Raw genomic sequence first — 17,419 nt, forward strand, 5'->3', positions numbered from 1 at the left:
GATGCCCCCTGCCCCCTAAAGTCGGGAAGCTTCCAGCTTGACGTCGGCGGCAGCCCAGGCCTTCTCGAAACGCTGCTTCACCTGGGCGGCTTCGGCATCCTTGCCCTGGGCCTGGAGGGCCTGGTGGAGTCCGAAGAGGCTCCAACCGTTCTCGGGATAGTGCTTCATGTCTTCGCGGTAGACCTTTTCAGCCTCGGCCGGCCGTCCGGCCTGGAGCAGTACGGCGCCCAGGATCTGCCGCACCGGCTGGTGCCAGTCGCTGGGTTCGTTGTAGCGAAGCCGATCCTCCAGCTTGACGGCGCTGCGCAAATGGGCGATGGCGGCTTCAAGGTCGCCCTTGGCGGCGGCCACTTCCCCCTCGGTGACCTTCAAGGCGATGCCGGCCAGCTCGGACATGTGGTTGATGTCCCAGATGGTGTTGGATTCGAGCACCGGGTCCCGGGCCAATCGGCGCAGGATGTCCAGTTCGCGGGCGGCTTCCTCGGCCTGTCCGGTGCGGGCCAGGGCCACGCCGCGCGCGTAGCGGTAGACGACCTTGGGGTAGACGTAATCGAAGGGCGGCTCAGGCCAACCGAGGATCTCCTTCCAGCGTCCGAAGCGGACTTGGGCGTAGAGGTAAGTGGCCCAATAGTGCTGCAAGGTGGCCAGTCCCTCTTGGCCCATGATGTCGTGGTCGGTGTGCTCGGCCAGATGACGGGCGGCCTCCAGCGCCACTTCGCTCTGGCCGGCCAAACTGGCGCTGGCCCACAGGAAATGGTGGTTGTGGGGCATGTAGGCCAAGGGATAGATGCCCTGTTTGCGGCATGCGGTGATGTAGTCGTCATCGGCGGCGATGGCGCGCTTGTTGGCCTCGGCGGCCTCGATGTAGCGGCCCACGCGGATGTAGATGTGCGAGGGCATGTGCACCAGGTGCCCGGCGCCGGGAACCCTGTCCTCCAGCTTCTCGGCAGCCCCTACAGCCTTCTCGGGATGAACCGCTTCCACGGCGTGAATGTAGTAGTGCAGGGCTGCGGGATGATCCGGGTCCATTTCCAGCACGCGCTCCAGCTCGGCCAGGATCTTCTTGGTCACTGGCTTGGGCGAGTCGTCCTCCTCCCAATAGTCCCAGGGACTTGTGTCCATCAGCGACTCGGCATAGAGCGCTCCCGCGTCCGCGTCTTGCGGGTACTTGCGGGCCAGCTCGCCCATGGCCTCGGCATAGGCCTGGTCGAGCCCCGAGCGGTCCTCTCCGGCGTCGCGCGAGTAACGGGCCGAAAGAGCCCGTATGTAGTCTTGTTCCTGGGGCGAAGCGTGGTCGATCAGCTCCAGGGCCTTGTCCATGGCGTCGCAGGCGGCCGGAATGTCGGTGGGGTCCATCATCGAGTTGATGTTGGGACCCAGGACCAGGGCTTGTCCCCAGTAGCACATGGCGCATTGCGGATCGAGCCGCGCCGCTTCCTGGAAAGCCCTGCGGGCTTCGGCGTGGTTGAATCCATAGGCCAGCACCAGGCCCTGGTCGAAAAAGCGCTGGGCCCGCGGGGAGGAGGTGGTGATGGGATGAGTGTGGTCGCTCATGCCCTCCAGCAGCGGCGCCACCGGCTTGTCTTTTTCCTCCGCCGAGACTGAAGTGGGGGGGTGGTATGCGGATAGTCCTATGAAAACCGTCAGCCAGATGATCAGGCTGGCGGCCAATGAGATGCGGTCTTCGAGTACTTGCATGTGGGCGACTCCTTTCCTTTTCATCTCAACATGCGCAAGAAACGCCTCGTACGGATCAAAAGAAAGTGAATCCCCTCTATTTGGAGAGCAACTCGCGCACCACGGCGTTGACCATCTTGCCGTCGGCCTTGCCTTGCAGCTTGGGCATGACCTTGCCCATCACCTGGCCCATCTGCTGGGGGCCGGAAGCACCCAATTCGTCGATGACGGGCTGCACCACGGCCTCGATCTCCTCTCGGCTGAGTTGCTGGGGCAGGTAGCTCTGCAGGACGGCGTATTCGGCCTCTTCCCGGTCGGCCAGATCGTCGCGGCCGCCCTTTCGGTACTGTTCTACCGCCTCGCGGCGCTTCTTGGCTTCCTTGTTGATCAGTTGAAGCACGTCGTTCTCGCTGAGGGCGTCTGGACGGCTCTTCTCGGCGTTGGTAATGGCGGTAATGACGGAACGCAAAGTGGTGCGCCGCAGTTCGTCCTTGGCCAGCATGGCGGCCTTCAGATCGCTCTTGATTTTGGCTGTCAGATCTAGGGTTTCACTCATGATTTCTTGTCCTCTTCCATCCACTCCTTGATTTGCTGCGCGGCCTGACTCCGGGCCACGGTCTTCTGCTCGCCGCTGACGAAGTCGCGCACCGTGGCCCGCTGCTGCTCGGCCTCGTCGGGCCCGATCACCACCACATAAGGAATGTTCTTGCGGTTGGCGTATTTGAACTGAGAGCGCAGCGAGTAGTCCAAGGAGTAGAGTTCAGTGTTGATCCCAGCCTGGCGCAGACGGTCGGCCATGGAAAGAGAGGCCTTGGCCTGCTCCGGGCCGAACAGCGTCACCAGGACCTCCACCACCGTGTCGCCCACCTGGGAGGGAAACATGTCGAGTTCTTCCATGATGTCGATAATGCGTTCGATGCCGATGGTGGTGCCGACCGCCGGAAGGCTCTCCTCGCGGAACATTCCGATCAGCTTGTCGTAGCGGCCCCCGCCGGTCACGCTGCTGGTGATCTTGGACTGACGGACAGTGGTCTCGTATATGGAGCCGGTGTAGTACTCGAGTCCCCTCACCATGGCGAACTTGACCGTGTAGAACTCCTCGGGCACCCCGAGCGCTTCCAGGTAGTCGAGGATCTGCTCCAGGTCCTGGAGTCCCTGGCGGGCTTCCTCCAAGCCGCCCAGAGGCTCCTCGAGGTTATCGATCAACTCGCGGTTGCGGCCCTCGGTTTGAAGCAGGTCCAGCAGCCGGTCGACGGCGGGCTCGGGAATGCGGTTGTCGGCCAGTTCCTTCTTCACGCCTTGCAGGCCGATCTTGTCCAGTTTGTCGATGGAGCGGTAGAGTCCTGCCAACTGCTCCTCCGGAACTCCGGCGAACTGCCCGATGCCGTTGAGCACCTTGCGGTGGTTGATGTGAATGCTGAATTCGGTGAATCCCAGCCGCTCCAGGATGGCATAGATGACGTTGATGGTCTCGGCATCGGAGAGCATGCTGGAAGAACCCACGGTGTCGCAGTCGCACTGGTAGAACTCGCGATAACGTCCCCGCTGAGGACGCTCCGCCCTCCACACCGGCGCGATGTGATAGCGCTTGAAAGGCATGGCCAGTTGGGGATGCATCCCCACCAGGCGGCTGAGGGGCACCGACAGGTCGTAGCGCAGCGCCAGCTCCTCGCTTCCTCCCTCGTGGAAGGTCTGATAGATGAGCTTCTCGGCCTCGGGACCGTACTTGCCCATCAGCGTCTCGTAGAGCTCGATAGCGGGAGTCTGCAAGGGCTCGAATCCGAACTTCTGGAAGACTTGGCTGACGACGTCCATGACGTACTGCCGCTTGATCATCTGCTCAGGCAGGATGTCCCTCATGCCGCGGGGAACGCGGGCTTCAACCCGTGTGCTCATGTGTGCTCTTGCTCCTGATTCGAAAAACTTAACTATATCGAATTCGGGTATCGGCCGAGGGAAGCGGCCCTTCAGCCGGCCTGGCGGGCGGCCTGCAGGAGGGCTCCGCTGCGCACCAGGTGAAGGGCCCGGCGCATGTCGGGGTAAAGAGGACGGTCCTGGTCGAGGTAGAGGACATCGTCGCGAAAACGCCGCAGGGCGGCCTGGCTGCCCGCTCCCAACCGGGTGGAGGGGTCTTGGCGCAAGCGCCAGTCCAGGGCCTGGCAGGCGCAGAGGAACTCTATGGCGATGACCTGCTCGATGTTGTCGACGATCTGGCGGGCGTGCCGGGCGGCGTTGAGGCTCATGCTGACGTGGTCTTCCTGGTTGGCCGAACTGGGGATGGAGTCGACGCAGTCGGGATGGGAGAGGGTCTTGCATTCCGACACCAGGGACGCGGCCGTGTACTGGGGGATCATGAGTCCGCTGTTGAGTCCCATGGTGGCCTTGTCGTCAAAGAGAAAGCGCGGCAATCCGAAGGGCTGGTCGGGATGGTAGTCGGTCATCTTGAAGACCCTGCGCTCGCAAATGCTGCCCAACTCGGTCACCGCGATGGAGAGAAAGTCGGAAGCCATGGCCACCGGCTCTCCGTGGAAGTTGCCTCCCGAGACCGCTTTGTAGTCGCGGGGCAGGTCGGGAAAGATGAGCGGATTGTCGGTGGCGGCGTTAAGTTCGATTTCCACGGTGCGGCGCACGAAAGCCAGGGCGTCGCGGACGGCCCCGTGAACCTGGGGCGCGCAGCGCAGTGAGTAGGGGTCCTGGGGCGGAATGCGGCGAGGGCGCTGCCGGGCAGAGCCGTCGATAAGGGTGCTTCCTTCGGCGTAGCGGCGCACGGCGGCGGCCGTCAGGATGGCGCCGGGATGACCGCGCGCTTCGTGAATCTGGGGGAAGAAGGGATCGGCGAAGCCCTTGATGGCTTCCAGCGACATGGTCAGCGCCAGATCGGCCTGCTCCACCAGGCTCTCGGCGTCGTGCAGGGCCAGGGCCAGCAGGGCCAGCGAGAAGGCGGTCCCGTTGTTGAGCGCCAACCCTTCCTTGGCCCGCAACTCCAGAGGGCCTCCCGCCTTCTTCATGGCTTGCGCGCCTTCCACCCGCTTCCAGCGCCTTTGCTTTCCCGAGGCCCGGTCCACGGTCAGGTGCAAGTCGCAATCGCTGCAGGCGGCGTCCTCGGCCAGGGGCAAGAAGGCCTCGCCGTTTCCTGGGGGCAAGTCAAGCCCCTCCTGGGAGGAGGGCGCCTGGGGGACGGCGGCCAGCAGCAAGGCCAGGTGGGAGAGGGGAGCCAGGTCGCCGCTGGCCCCCAGCGAGCCCATGCAGGGAACGGCCGGATAAACTCCCTCGTTGAGCATGGCGAGGAGCTTTTCCACCACTTCGATGCGGATGCCGGAGTGTCCCTGGGCCAGCGAGTGAGCCCGCAGCAGCAGAGCGGCTCGCACGGTCTCTTCGTCGAAGTAGGCGCCCGTCCCGGCGGCGTGGGAGGCCAGCAGGTTGCGCGAGAGGACGCGCGTCAGGTAGGCGTTGTCCAGGGTGGTCCATCCGGCCAGAGAGCCAAAGCCGGTGTTGATGCCGTAATAGGAGGAGCGCTGATGATCATGGCTGAGTCCTTCCACCACCGAATCGACCCAGCCGCTGGATTCTTCCATCCGCCTTCGGGCCGCCTGGCTGAGGCGGGCTTGCGGACGGGGATGGCGCGCCACGCTGACGACGTCGTCGATGGTCAGCCCCGAGGGATTTCCGATTTGCAGTTTGGCCATGGTGGGTCAGGATAACAAAAGAAAAAAGGCGTGCCGATCTCAAAAGAGCATCGGCACGCCTGAAAGACTCTGGCGAATGAACTGGCCTGCGGACCGTTTTATTGATCCGGGTGGTTTTGAGGCCGCAGCTTTCGGGCCTCCTCGAGCGAAGCGATCGCCTTCCCGTAAAGTCCCTGTTCCTTGTAGGTCTTGCCTTGCAGGATCAGCAGTTCCCAGCGGCTGTCGACGTCGCTGACGCGCGACAGCGTCTCTTTGATGACGGAGTGGGCCAAGTCGTATTGGCCTTCCGTTCTCAGTTCGTCCACGATCAGCCAGGCGCCTTGGGTCAATCGCTCATCGAAGGAGCCGCTGAGTTGCAAAGCCAGGATCTTGCGGTATTCGGGAAGGATGGACTCGTATTGGCCTTCGGCCAAACGGGTCATGATCAATTCGTGAGTGCTGGCGGCGAATTGCAGTTTGGCTTTATCGCCTTCTTCTAATGCCAGCGGGGCGGTTTCGTCCTGCTGGAGGGCTCGGGCTTGTTCCTGAGCCATCAGCCCAGTTGCAAGCAAGCTCGCCACTAACAAGTATGCGATGACCCTCTTCATCTCTGCCTCCTACATGCCGCTGAACGGATTGCGCGGCCGGGATTCTTGCTCCATATACTCGATGAGATAGGGGTTCTCCGTCGATTCCGGACCTGAGATGGCGTCCAACTCGGCCAACAGGCGTTCGCTTTCCCCAGGTCCCATCTGCATCAAGGCCAGACCGCATACCAGCACCACGGCCAGGGCGGCGGCGGCCAAGCGCAACTGGGGCGTTTGCAGCCATCCGGCCAGCCATTGCCGGATACCGGCAGGCTGGGCCTGAGGGGCCATGGCGGGGGTGGCGGGTTGACGTTGGCGGATGCCCGCCTCGATGGCGTTCCAGATGCGCAGCGGAGGCTCCTGATCGTAAGAAGCCTCCGCCCGCACGAGTCGGTCCCATTCTTGAAACTGGGCTTTTTCGGCTCGGCAAGACGAACAGACTTCCAGGTGAGCCTGCAAGGCGGACGCTTGCGACGCCGTCAAGGCGCCGTCCAATTCCGCCGAGAGCATCAGTTGAAAGTCCTGGCAGTTCATGTCGTCTTCCGTTTCAGGTACTCGTTCAGCGCTTCCTTCATAGCCAGTCTTGCCCGGTAGATGTCGGTCTTGACCGAGAGCAAGGACCGTCCCACAACTTTTGTAATGTCGTCATAGCTCATCTTGTGAAAGACGGCCAGGACGAACACGTCGCGATACTTGGGCGTAAGCCCGGCCAGGGTGCGGTCGATGATTTCCTGCATTTCCAGGGAGAGGACTTGCCGTTCCGGATCCCGCCCGTCCGATTCGTCGGGCAGGAAATTGTAGTATTCGGTTTCCTCATCATCGATCGAAACCTCGGGAGTCCGCTTGGAGCGTCTCAGTTTCTGATAGACCTCGTTGCGGGCTATCCGGTACAGCCAGTACTTGAACTGGCTGGGCTCTCGAAGCTTGCCGAGTTCGCTGTGCACCTTCAAGAAGGTCTCTTGCGTCAGATCCTCGGCTTCTACCCCGCTTCCGATCAAGCGCCGGATAAAATTGAAGATCGGCTTGGAGAAGATCTCGTAAAGCCTGTAGAAATCGTCCGGCGATCCTTCTTGGGCCCGCTCGACGATTTCCGTCAACTGCTGCTGGCTGATATCGATGGGCATCGAGAAGCGATCCTGACAGCCAGCGCCTAAGCAGTATCTTCGCTGTCTGCGCTTGTCTCCGAAGCACAGATAGAAGATGCCGCCGCCGCGGCAAAGTCGCAAGTAAATCGGAACCTGTTTTCCCGCCGCCGCCCTGATCGCCCCCCAGGGTTCCGATGGGAGCGGCATTCCGGTACCAGGCCCCGTCCCAGTCCGTATCTTAACAGTTCAAAAATTTGTGAGCCGACGCACTGCGCGAACCGGTACAATGGCTTGGAGAGAGGCCGGAGGCTTTCTCTCGTGCGAGACCACTTTTTGCTCATTGCGTCTGAGGGCGTCTTGAGTTATAAAGTAAAAGGCTGCGGATTGCGAGCCAAGTGGAGTTGTGCGCAGTCGAAGCCGAAACAGTAAAGATCGGATTCAGCTTGATGAAATGGCTCACCAGAATCGGCGGCGTCATTCTGCTCTTGACGTTGCCGACCTACAGCTATCTGGATCTGGCGGACTCGGCTCGGCCGGCCTTCCAGTCCGGAGATCAGGCCGCCCTCCTCTCTTCCGGCCAAGGCAGCGGCAGCCAGCTTCCCTCTGCCCAAGGGGTGGGCGAGGGGCGGGAAGAGAAACTCGATCCGGATTCGGCCTTCCGGCGCGCCGCCCAGGTGCGCCAACGGCCGGAGCCCGGCGGCGGATTCGTCCCCGAAGGAGTTGTCCCTCAGCATGCGCGCAGGGCCCTTGTTGCCTCGCGGGATTCCGGGTCCACGGCGTACCCCGCAAGACTCCTCCGGGAAGAGTCTCTCTTTGACCTGCCGGGCAAGCAGGTTGAGATCCGTTCCTTGGAAGATCACGACCAATTGCTGGCGCTGGAAGTGGAATACGCTCAGCTCGATCGGCCGGTTTTCGGTTCATCCGGCAATCCCTTTGCCGTCTCCGCAGGCGGCGACCCCACTGCCGCCGAGGACGGACCGGGCGACGACAGCGCCGCGCCGGTAGGCGGACAGGCCTCGCGTGAGGACGCTCCCGCCGAAGAACCCGGCGCCGCAAACGAGGGCCCGGGGACGGGCGAAGAGAGTCCCTCGCAACCGGACCCCGCTGATGGACCCGGCGAAACCGACTCACTCGATCATAGCAACGGCGATGAAGGCAACCAGGCTGACCCGCCGCCGGCCGAAGAGCCGCCGCCTCCCGAGGATCCGCCTCCGCCGGAAGAGCCCTCGGCCCCCCGACAAGAGTCGACGCCCTTCGACTTTCTCATCTCACGGGCGCCCTCCGCTGCCGGAGAGCCCTATACGATGCGGGCCAAGCGCGGACAGGACGGCCTTTTCCTGATGGAAAACGAAGAGGTCTTCGCCTTGTCGCAGTTTCAGTTGCTGCGGTCGGTCAGCGTTTCGAACGACGCCCAGATGGTGTTTACCGACATCGACGGTGACGGATTGTCTGATCTGTTGCTGGGCCGCAACGACGAAGAGGGCGCCCAAGTTCATATCTTCTTTCGCCATGACGGCGGAGAATCGCCCTTCGACCAACCGGAGGGCTCGATTTTGCTCCCGGGAGAGACGATCACCAGCTTGGCCCTGTTCGATTTCGACGACGACGGGTTGTTGGACGTTGCGGCCGTGCTGGAGGACCGCCCCAGCCTGCTCATTCTCTCCTTGCAGCCGGACGGCCTCAAAGTCGTGGGGGATCTGGTTCTCAACTTCCGGCCCGGCTTGGTGATCGACTGGCGCGGTGAACACCCGCTGGTTGCGGAACGGCGTCTTTACATCTACGATCCCGAGTTGAACCGCAGCGCGGTCATTACCTCATTCCAACCCGACGTGGTCCGCGAGTTCACCGTAGAGTCGGGCAGGGTTCCCGCACCCCTTTCCACCCGCGTCAACTGGCACCCCAATGAATCCACTTCCCGCGATCAGGAGATTCTGATCTTCGAGGCGCGTTATCGCTCCATCATCCTGGGTCCCAAACCCTCGGGCGCATTGCAGCTTTACGTCAACCTTGACCTTTCGGGGGAGAGGCCCATAGGGGTCGTGGGCGATTTCCTTTCCAAGGGCGGACGCTCCACCATCGTCGTTTTCTAGATCTCCCGCAGGCCTTGACGGAATCCCCGGCACCAGTGGGTCAGTCCGCGTCCCAGCAGAGGCAGGTCCCCCCGCTTCAAGGGGGCCCGGCTGCGGCGGGCTCGGCGCCAGATGCGCCAAGCGCGCAGCGGCAGCAAGAGCCAGGCCGCGGCGGGAAAACGGCGCAGCCGCCAGCCGGGAACTTTGAAGCGGCGGCGCAGGCGGCCGCTCCACAGACCCAGGCGGCGCAGATGGTCCAGGGCCTGGGGAAGCGCTTCACGCTGACGATGCAGGACTCCCGTGGAGGATTCGAAGAAGATCCCCTCTCCCAGGGCCAGACAAAAGATCTGGTCTTCGCTCATGGCTGTCTTCTCCTCGAAGCCTCCGGCGCGCTCAAAGTCGCGGCGGGGAATGACGAAATTGCAGGAGGGCAGCGCCCAGCGAGGACCAGAAGGAAGCCCGGGAGCGAATTCCGAGAACTCGATCCAGTAAAGCATGCGGGAGACCGGTGATTCCGGATTAGCGTTGTCCACCGATCCGCCCGCGGCCCGGATGCCGTCTTGCCGCAGGCGCCCCAAGAGGATCTTCAGCCAGTCGGGGCGGGCGGTCGCATCGGCATCCAAGAAAGCCAGCAGTCGGGCCCTGGTTGCCTGGACTCCGCGGTTACGCGCGGCCCCGGGGAGCAGGCGTTGGGGAGAGTGCAGCACCTTGACGGAAGGAAACTCGCCGCGGATCCAGTCGGCGGTATCGTCGGGGGAAGAGTCGACCACCACCACTTCGAAGGTTTCCTCAACGTCCTGCAGGAAAAGCGACCGCAGCGTCGCTCCGATTAAGGGCCGGGACGAGTAGGAGGGAATGATGACGGCGATGGAGGGAGTTTCCTTCATGGTCGATTGGCTTCAGTTTGCCGTAGGCGGGTTTGCCGTCCCCGGGTCTTGAATCCGTCGCGCACCCCGCGCAGGATGGCGCCTAGGCGGGCTGTGCGCAGGAGGAGGGTATTGAAGGCCAAGCTTCCCGCCAAGGTCGCTGCCCAGTAAAGCCAGGCCAAGGCTCCAGGGCGGTGTTTGAACATAAAAAAGAGCGTGTTGCGGCGGAGCCAGTAGACTTTTTTCAGTGGCGAGCGGCGGGTGCTGTGGGCGCCGCGATGGAGAAAGCGTGCGGCCGGACAAAAGCATACCCTCAGTCCCGCTTGAGCGCAGCGGTAGAGAAAGTCGACCTCCTCGTGATACATGAAATAGCGTTCGTCGAAGAATCCCACCTTTTCCAGGGTCTGGCGTTTGACCAGCAGGACGCATCCCAGCAACAGTTCCGTCCGGCGCCGTTGGCGATAACGCGAAGCCGGGGCTCCCTTGCCGCGATAGCGCGCCAGCACGTGCGAATAGTCGACGCGTCCCCAGGCGGCGTCGAGACGCCGGGGGTCGCTTCGGCTGACGACTTGGGGGCCTGCGACCCAAGCCTGCTCGGCTTGGGCGCAGGAGATGAGCGCTTCCAGCCCGCCAGGCTCGAACTCCACGTCGTTGTTGAGGAGGAGGAAAAAGTCGGGAGGATCGGGTTGGCTCAGCCGCAGCCGCAGTCCGGCGTTGAGAGCGGCCGCATAGCCGAGGTTTTCCCGCAGCCGCAGCAGGTGCACGTCGGAGCCCAGATGATCGGCCGATCCGTCGCGAGAAGCGCTGTCCACTACCAGGATTTGAAGGGGGCGCCGGCAGGAGCGCAGACACTCCAGCAGCCGGGGCAGCACTTGAGCCCCGTTGTAGTTGACGCAGATGGCGGTCAGGCTCGGAACAGCTTCCATAGTTCAGACCGGGATATGCGGCTGTGCCGGAACAGGCGGCGACGCTTGCCCAGGTCGTTGGGCAATGCCGCCCATCCGGCCGCCGTCCCCTTCAAGAACGACCCCAAGTAGCCGGCCTTGAGAAGGTGAAAGAGGGCGCTCTTGGTCCATCCCAGGGCCAGCCAAGGGAAGTTGGAGAGCGGCTGGTAAGTCCACATCAAGCGCCAGCGGTTGCGGGTGATCCAGTACACGCGCGACGGCGAATAGTATACGCCGGGGCCGTCGCCGGGCTTGCGCAGAGGGTCGGAGCCGGCCTCCAGATGGTAGACCACTGCTTGGGGAATGAAGCGGCAGCGGTAGCCGGCCAGGCGGGCTCGCAGACTCAGGTCGACGTCTTCCAGGTACATGTGGAAAGACTCGTCGAAATAGCCCAGACGGCGCAGCATGGAGGTGCGGTAGAAGGCGGCTCCGCCGCTGGCTCCCAGGACTTCAGCCTCCTGCTCGAAGTCCGACGCCGGACAACCGTTGCCCCGCTTCAGCGGCATCCCCCTGCGGTTGTAAAGATCTCCCGCCGAGTCGAGGCGGGAGCAATCGCGCGAGTCGATCATCTTGGAGGCCAGCATTCCGTGGCGGGGCAGGCGCTGGAAGGCTCGCAGTCCGGCGGCGATCCACTCGGGGTCGGCTTCCGCGTCGTTGTTGAGCAGGGCCGTGAACTCGGTTTCCACGCGCCGCATTCCGGCGTTGGCCGCCGCCGCGAATCCCACGTTGGAGGAGAGGCGCAGGCAGCGGAACTCGGGAAAGTCCTGCTCCACCATGGAGGCGCTGCCGTCCTCGGACCCGTCGTCCACCACCAGCACCCGGCAGGGATGGGTCTGACGGCGCAGGGAGCGCAGGCAGGCGCGCAGCAGTTTCCTCTGGTTGTAGTTGGGGACCACTACCGTGATGGAGGCTTGCCCTTCCTTCATTCCTCGTCGCAAGCCTCCAGCAGTCCCAGGTTGTAGTGATAGCTGAGCAGGTCGGGGTAGTAGCGGCTGAGATCGGGCCAGCGCCGCTTTTCCGTCCACAGGCAAAGCCGTTTGAGAAGCGCCATCTTGAGGCGCCGCCCCAGCGAGAAGCGGGGCAGGCGCCGGGTGTTGAGGAACTCCTCCATCTCGGGGTGCTTGAGATGGAACGTCCAGGCCGAGTAGCCCACCTTGCGCTGGCGCCTCAGGAACGACTCGAGGGAGGTGGGATGGTGATGTCGCGCCACCGCCCGGGGCTGGTAGACCAGCCGCATTCCCTGCTGCTTCAGGCGCCAACTGAGTTCGATGTCCTCCCAACCATACTCCTGAAAGTCCTCGTCGAAGCCTCCGCTCTCTATGAAGAAGCGGCGGGGCAGGGAGACGTTGCTGGTGTAGAAGAAATTGAAGGGGACGTCCTCGGGGTCTTCGATGATGGAGAAGCCGAACTGCCATCCGTACTCGCCGATGTAGTGCATGAAGCGGGTCACCGGGTAGTCCTCGGCCCAGGGCGTGTAGCCGATGACGGCCAGGCGGCCGGCATCGCCGCGCCGATTGTGGGCGCGCCGGTGGTGGTAGAGGAAGTCGCCGCGGGGCACGGTGTCGTCGCCCAGAAAGAGCAGCCAGCGTCCCTCCGCCCGCCCTGCCCCCCGGTTGCGCGCCGCGCCCTGCTTCTGGTTGCTCTGGCGGAAGTAGCGCAAAGGGACGGGAAAGTCCTCGGCCAGGCGGCGGCAAAGGCTCCCGGTTTGGTCGCGCGATCCGTCGTCCACGACGATGACTTCATAAGAAAAGGAAAGGGCCCGCTCGTGAGGACTCTTCTGGGAGGCCAAAGCCCGCAGTGTCTTTTCCAGCATTCGGGCCCGGTTGTAGGTGGGGATGACGACGCTGATATCGGGGGCTTTAGAGTCCACGGCGCAGCCTCCTGGCTACCCGCTTCAAGGTGAGGCCCGGCCCGTCCTTGCGCAGGCTGTCGAGGAAGGCTTTCAAGCCGGGACGGCCTGCGGGGGGTGGAGTCGCCAGAGCTTGCGTCCCCTGCCGCTGCAAGCGGTCGAGCTGTCGGCGCAAGTCCTCGACCTTGGCCGACAGGCGGTCCGCTTGGCGGGAACGCGGGTCGGGTGCTTGCTCCAGGGGAAGATGCCGGTCCAGGGCCAGCAGGCGCAGCCAGGACTGCTCTTCCATCTCGTATTCCGGATCCTCCACGATGCGCCGCAGGGGATCGTCGAAGCGCTCGAGAATCTCGCTATCAGGACGCCGCCGCAAGGCTTGAACGCGCCGCCGCTTTTCCAGCACCTGGGGAAGGCGTTCCAGAACGTCGTCCAGTGCCACCAGGTGATTGAGGGCGTCGATCCAGCGTTCCTGGGCGGCCTCGTCGCCGCTGCGCAACTGGCGGCGGGCCTCGGCCCACAGGTAGAAGCTCTCCCTTTCCACTCCTGAGAGGAGCACCGCCCGGCGGATGGCCAGGCGCACGGCCAGGGGAAAGACCTTTTGGAAGAGTTCCTCCTCGTAGTTCTTAATCACGGTCAGCAGGGCATTGCGGTGCATCAGGTAGCGCATGCGCTCGTTGGCGTGGCGGGCGAAGGTGGCGTGGCCGCGGTGGTAGGCGATGGAGCGGGGAGCGAAGGCCACTCCGTAACCGCTCAGCCACAGGCGCCAACCCAAGTCGACGTCCTCGAAGATGGCGAAGTAATCGGGATCGAAGCCTTCCAGGTCGAGGAAGACCTGACGCTCGATGAGCATGGCTCCGCCGCAGGGGAAGAGCACTTCGTCGCGGTCTTTCACCCGCTCGGCCAATTCCCCGATGTCCTGCTGCAGCGCGAATCCCAGATATTGCAGGGAAGAACCGTTGAAGTCGATTCGCTTGCCTTCCCAGTCGAGAATGCGGGAGGCGACGCAGGGCCGCTCGGGGGACAATCTCGCCAGCCCTTCCTCGAGCCATCCCGGATCTGCCCGCATGTCGTTGTTGATGAAGGCCAGACAGCGTCCCCGGGCGGCCTGGGCTCCCTGATTGCTGGGCCCGGCGAATCCCCGGTTGCAGTCGTTTTCTATGATCTGCACCTGGGGATGGCGGCGTCGCAGGTACTCTTTGGAGCCGTCCGAGGAACCGTTGTCGACGACGATGATCTCGCCGCACCCGCAGGCCTGCAGAGACGGCACCAGGTGCTCCAGGTGCCCCCGCCCGTTCCAATTGACGGTGATCACTGAAACCTGGGAGGGATGGGGGGCAGAAGACTCAGAGCCGGAGCGGGACATCCCGCGATTGTACAATAAGGCCGTGCAGTTGGCGGTCGCTGCGCTGCCTGGCTTTCTGCACCCGCCTGCGCAGCCTCAGGGTGTCGGGCAGCACGAGGACGTTCCACAGCAGGTTGCGCAACTGTCCCCATTTGCGCCTGGGAGGCTGGGGCAAGGTGAGTACGCCCCACATGGCCCGGCAGGCGTTGCCGAGCTGATAGTTCTTGAGCAGCGTGCGCATGTTGTTGCGCTCTCCCAACAGTTCTCTCCAGCGCATGCCGCGGGTCTTGGCGGTGGAGCCGCCGAAGTGGTGATAGACCACGGCTCGGGGGGCCGTCACCACGCGATGTCCCAGTATCCACAGGCGCCAGCACAGGTCGACGTCCTCGTGGTACATGAAGAAGCGCTCGTCGAAGCCGCCGGCCTGCAGGAAGATGCGCCGCCGGAAGAGAGCGGCGCCGGCGGAGGCGAAGAGGACTTCCTCGACGCGGTCGTACTGGCCCTCGTCCTCCTCGTACATCCCCCTGTCCCAGGTGTATCCCAGCCGGTTCATGGCCCCGCCCACCCCATTGAGCACTCCGGGCCGGCTGTAGAGGAGCATTTTGGAAGCCACCGCCGCGGCCTCTTCTCTCTCGGCCGTTTTGACCGCTTCCTTCAGCCAGTCCGGCTCCAGCTTGAGGTCGGTGTTGAGCAGAGCCAGAAAGGGGGCCCGCGAGGAACGCGCCGCCAGGTTGGCGGCCTTGGCGAATCCCAGGTTCTCCTGCTGCGGCAGCAGCTTCACCCGTGGAAAGCGGCGTCCCACCCACTGGCAACTCCCGTCGCCTGAGGCATTGTCGATAAAGAGCACCTCGAAGTCGCGGAAGGTCTGCGCCTCCAGCGAGTCGAAGAGTTCTTGCAGGTAGTCGCGTCCCCGGTAGTTGATGACCGCAATCGAGACCTGGGGAGCCTCCCCTTGGCCGCTCATCCCCGCTCCTTCAAGCGCCGCAGGGCGATCTTGTGCAAGGGCTGGGCGTTGAGACGCTCCAATTCTCTCAGGGAGGCTTGCAGCAATTCGATGTGCTTTTCGCGTTCGTTGAGCAAGAAGCAGAGGTCGTCGGCTGCCGGGCCGCGCTCAGCCAACAGGTTGATGACCCGCTCCTGCAGTTGCAGAAAGCCGGGATGGCGGGAAAGAGGAGGGACTTCTGGCTTTCCGGCCTGACTGCTCAGGTCCTGCACGGCCGCGCCCGTCTCCTCCCCCAGGGGCTCCCTTGATATAACGAGCAGGCGCCTGTAGCAGGGTTGGCGGTTGTCGCCGCTGTAGCGTGAAGAGTTGAGGATGCGGTTGAGGAGAACGCTGCTGCCGTAATCGTCCAGGGCGAAGTAGTGTTGGGTCAGCGCCTGGCCCTCTTCCCAATGCGGCAGGTAGCCGTTGGGCAGGTCGATGACCGTCCATCCGGCCTCCTGGAAGCGCTGCAGGACCTGCTGCAAGTCGGGCAGGCCGTAGCGGGCGTGCTCCTCGAGGAAGCGGCGAGCCGCCATCAGTCCCTCCCGCAGCCGTCCTTCGGCCGCCTCCACTTGGGGAGAGGCGAAAGGTCCGGCCAGCACGATCCAGCGCCTGGCCAACTGCTGCAGACGGTCGAGGAACGCGGGCCGCTGCCGGGGAGGCACGTGTTCCAGCACGTCCAGGCACACCACCATGTCGAAGCGGGCATTTTGCAAGAGCGGGTCGTCGTCGCGGAGGTAATCGGGATGATCGCAAAGGCGCCGGTCGCAGGAAATCACCTGGGGCGAGCGGCCTGACTCGGCGGGAGCCAAGAAATCCGACGATACCGCCAAGTGCCCGTCGGCGTCGCCCATGTATCCTCCCATGTCGAGAAGAGTCCGGGGACCCAGCACCCGGGCTGCCTCGGCGGCCATGCGGTAGCGTTGATAGAGGTCGAATGGCAGTCCGCGGCGCAGGGGGCCGCTTCGGGCCGCTTGCGACTGCAGAACGATGGGGCCGATCTCCCATCGGGTCTGGGGCGGGAAGGATTCCAGAAAGAGATGGTGTCCGCCCGAGGGGAGCAGGAACTCGGGCAGTTGGAAGACCCCTTGCAGCGGTTCCGGCCGGGGGCGCAGGTCGGCCAGGACCTGGCTGTTCCAGCGGATTCTCATGCGGGCCCAGCCTTGGGCGCGCAGATGGAGTTGGCCCCGCACTCGCAAGGGGACGCGCAAGGGGTTGAGCAGGTAGATGCGGGCCGGCCACTTCAGGGGCCTCCGCGCCCCTCCCCGGAGGCGAGCCCATCCCGGGCGCAGCACCGCCCGCAGAGGAGGCCCGCTCTGCACCACATCCGGGGAATCGTCGAAGTAGTCGTGCTGGAAACGGCCGAGAAGGCGGCTCAGGCCCTCTTCTCCGGCCAGGAACTGAAAGTTGTAATCCTCTTCAGAAAAGCGGAAGCGGTACTCCAGTCCCAGTTCCTCAAGGGCCGCCGTCCAAAAAGAAGCCGGACGCTCAAAGCAGTGGGTTTCTTCCTGACGGGAAAAGAAGGGAGCGTCGGGAGTGGCACCGATCAAAAGTCCCCGGGGCTGGAGGACCCGGCGGGCTTCACGCAGGGCGGCCAGCGGATCGTAGAGATGCTCGAGGACGTCGAAGAGGCAAACCGCGTCGGCGCATTGGTCCGGCAGGGGAAGCCGCTCCAGAGTGCAGCGTCCCAGACGGCCGGCGGCGTGCCCGCGGGTCAGGGCATAGCTGCTGATGTCGAACCCGAAGGCTTGGAAACCGCGTTTGCGGGCTTCCTCTACCAGAAAGCCGTAGGCGCATCCCAAGTCGAGGAGCAGTCCGCCGGAGGGAATGAGGGAGGCCAGCAAATCGCACCAGGGCTCCCAGTCCGGATGCCTGTGGCCATAGCCTTCCCGGGGATAACCGCTGTTTTCTCCATGGTAGTAGCCCTTGCCGTAAAGCCGTTCCGTGTGGGCAGCCGCAGGCTGGGCACCGATAAGACGTTTGATGTTCATGCTTGCGGTCCCGAGGCGACTTGCACGAGCCTCTCAGAGACGGTAGCATGAATGCCCTGTGGCGGGCATCTGCTGATATTCGGTCGCTGGGGCGCGAATCCGCGCCGCTTCCGAGAAATATCGGCAAAGAGTTTGTCATTTGGCAGGCGATGGTCTAAGATGTCCGCTGGCTCGGAATTTCTGTCCGCGCCGCCGGGAGGATGCAGGGAAAAATTCTTGCGACTTTCCCGCGGGGCGGGCATCCTTCTAGAGCGTTGTTTAGCCGGGATCAGGCCCGTGACTGTGTTCAGGGTGGACCGGCCGCCATCTTAGAGGGCGCTTTTTGAAAGCAGGCGCCCTAGAGATATGTCATTGTTGTATTGGGT

The 17,419-nt window shown here is 63.6% G+C and carries 15 protein-coding genes; 1 reads left to right on the forward strand and 14 read right to left on the reverse strand.

Annotation, left to right across the window (positions count from 1 at the left end):
- Window positions 1-15: 15 nt before the first annotated feature.
- From VLU25_13425 to VLU25_13455, 7 genes are all read right to left on the reverse strand, one after another.
- On the reverse strand, window positions 16-1,698 hold the full coding sequence (locus VLU25_13425; protein HSR68932.1) for a hypothetical protein: 1,683 nt from the start codon (window positions 1,696-1,698) through the stop codon (window positions 16-18).
- Between the two features lie 76 nt (window positions 1,699-1,774).
- The gene (locus VLU25_13430) at window positions 1,775-2,233 is read right to left on the reverse strand and encodes a GatB/YqeY domain-containing protein (protein HSR68933.1); all 459 of its coding nucleotides are present in this window, start codon (window positions 2,231-2,233) and stop codon (window positions 1,775-1,777) included.
- Complete coding sequence (hisS, locus tag VLU25_13435; GenBank protein ID HSR68934.1) at window positions 2,230-3,573, reverse strand: histidine--tRNA ligase; 1,344 nt, start codon at window positions 3,571-3,573, stop codon at window positions 2,230-2,232. Before hisS ends, VLU25_13430 begins: the two co-directional genes overlap by 4 nt.
- 71 nt (window positions 3,574-3,644) lie before the next feature.
- Entirely contained in the window at window positions 3,645-5,363 is a 1,719-nt protein-coding gene (locus VLU25_13440; protein ID HSR68935.1) for a histidine ammonia-lyase, read from the reverse strand.
- A gap of 98 nt (window positions 5,364-5,461) precedes the next feature.
- Window positions 5,462-5,896: a hypothetical protein gene (locus tag VLU25_13445; GenBank protein HSR68936.1), complete on the reverse strand. Its 435-nt coding sequence runs from the start codon at window positions 5,894-5,896 to the stop codon at window positions 5,462-5,464.
- A 63-nt stretch (window positions 5,897-5,959) separates the two neighbouring features.
- Window positions 5,960-6,463 carry a zf-HC2 domain-containing protein gene (locus VLU25_13450; protein ID HSR68937.1) on the reverse strand — a complete coding sequence of 168 codons (504 nt, stop codon included), beginning with the start codon at window positions 6,461-6,463 and terminating at the stop codon, window positions 5,960-5,962.
- Window positions 6,460-7,053 (reverse strand): sigma-70 family RNA polymerase sigma factor, encoded by a 594-nt coding sequence (locus tag VLU25_13455; GenBank protein HSR68938.1) that lies wholly within the window; start codon window positions 7,051-7,053, stop codon window positions 6,460-6,462. The genes VLU25_13450 and VLU25_13455 overlap by 4 nt, the downstream gene beginning before the upstream one ends.
- A gap of 407 nt (window positions 7,054-7,460) precedes the next feature.
- Here VLU25_13455 and VLU25_13460 point away from each other — a divergent pair, with 407 nt between their 5' ends.
- On the forward strand, window positions 7,461-9,104 hold the full coding sequence (locus VLU25_13460) for an FG-GAP-like repeat-containing protein (GenBank protein ID HSR68939.1): 1,644 nt from the start codon (window positions 7,461-7,463) through the stop codon (window positions 9,102-9,104).
- Here the strand turns inward: VLU25_13460 and VLU25_13465 are convergent.
- The 7 genes from VLU25_13465 to VLU25_13495 are packed head-to-tail and all read right to left on the reverse strand — an operon-like array spanning window position 9,101 to window position 17,054.
- Complete coding sequence (locus tag VLU25_13465) at window positions 9,101-9,970, reverse strand: glycosyltransferase family 2 protein (protein HSR68940.1); 870 nt, start codon at window positions 9,968-9,970, stop codon at window positions 9,101-9,103. The two genes, VLU25_13460 and VLU25_13465, sit on opposite strands and share 4 nt — an antisense overlap.
- Entirely contained in the window at window positions 9,967-10,875 is a 909-nt protein-coding gene (locus tag VLU25_13470; protein ID HSR68941.1) for a glycosyltransferase family 2 protein, read from the reverse strand. Before VLU25_13470 ends, VLU25_13465 begins: the two co-directional genes overlap by 4 nt.
- Window positions 10,854-11,819, reverse strand: a complete 966-nt coding sequence (locus VLU25_13475; GenBank protein ID HSR68942.1) for a glycosyltransferase family 2 protein — start codon at window positions 11,817-11,819, stop codon at window positions 10,854-10,856. Before VLU25_13475 ends, VLU25_13470 begins: the two co-directional genes overlap by 22 nt.
- Entirely contained in the window at window positions 11,816-12,763 is a 948-nt protein-coding gene (locus VLU25_13480) for a glycosyltransferase (GenBank protein ID HSR68943.1), read from the reverse strand. The genes VLU25_13475 and VLU25_13480 overlap by 4 nt, the downstream gene beginning before the upstream one ends.
- The gene (locus tag VLU25_13485; GenBank protein ID HSR68944.1) at window positions 12,753-14,102 is read right to left on the reverse strand and encodes a glycosyltransferase family 2 protein; all 1,350 of its coding nucleotides are present in this window, start codon (window positions 14,100-14,102) and stop codon (window positions 12,753-12,755) included. Before VLU25_13485 ends, VLU25_13480 begins: the two co-directional genes overlap by 11 nt.
- The gene (locus tag VLU25_13490) at window positions 14,083-15,045 is read right to left on the reverse strand and encodes a glycosyltransferase family 2 protein (protein HSR68945.1); all 963 of its coding nucleotides are present in this window, start codon (window positions 15,043-15,045) and stop codon (window positions 14,083-14,085) included. The genes VLU25_13485 and VLU25_13490 overlap by 20 nt, the downstream gene beginning before the upstream one ends.
- Window positions 15,042-17,054 carry a class I SAM-dependent methyltransferase gene (locus tag VLU25_13495; GenBank protein ID HSR68946.1) on the reverse strand — a complete coding sequence of 671 codons (2,013 nt, stop codon included), beginning with the start codon at window positions 17,052-17,054 and terminating at the stop codon, window positions 15,042-15,044. Before VLU25_13495 ends, VLU25_13490 begins: the two co-directional genes overlap by 4 nt.
- Between the last annotated feature and the right edge of the window lie 365 nt (window positions 17,055-17,419).

The sequence above is a fragment of the Acidobacteriota bacterium genome (assembly GCA_035471785.1).
Taxonomy (GTDB): Bacteria; Acidobacteriota; UBA6911; order RPQK01; family DATIPO01; genus JANQFM01.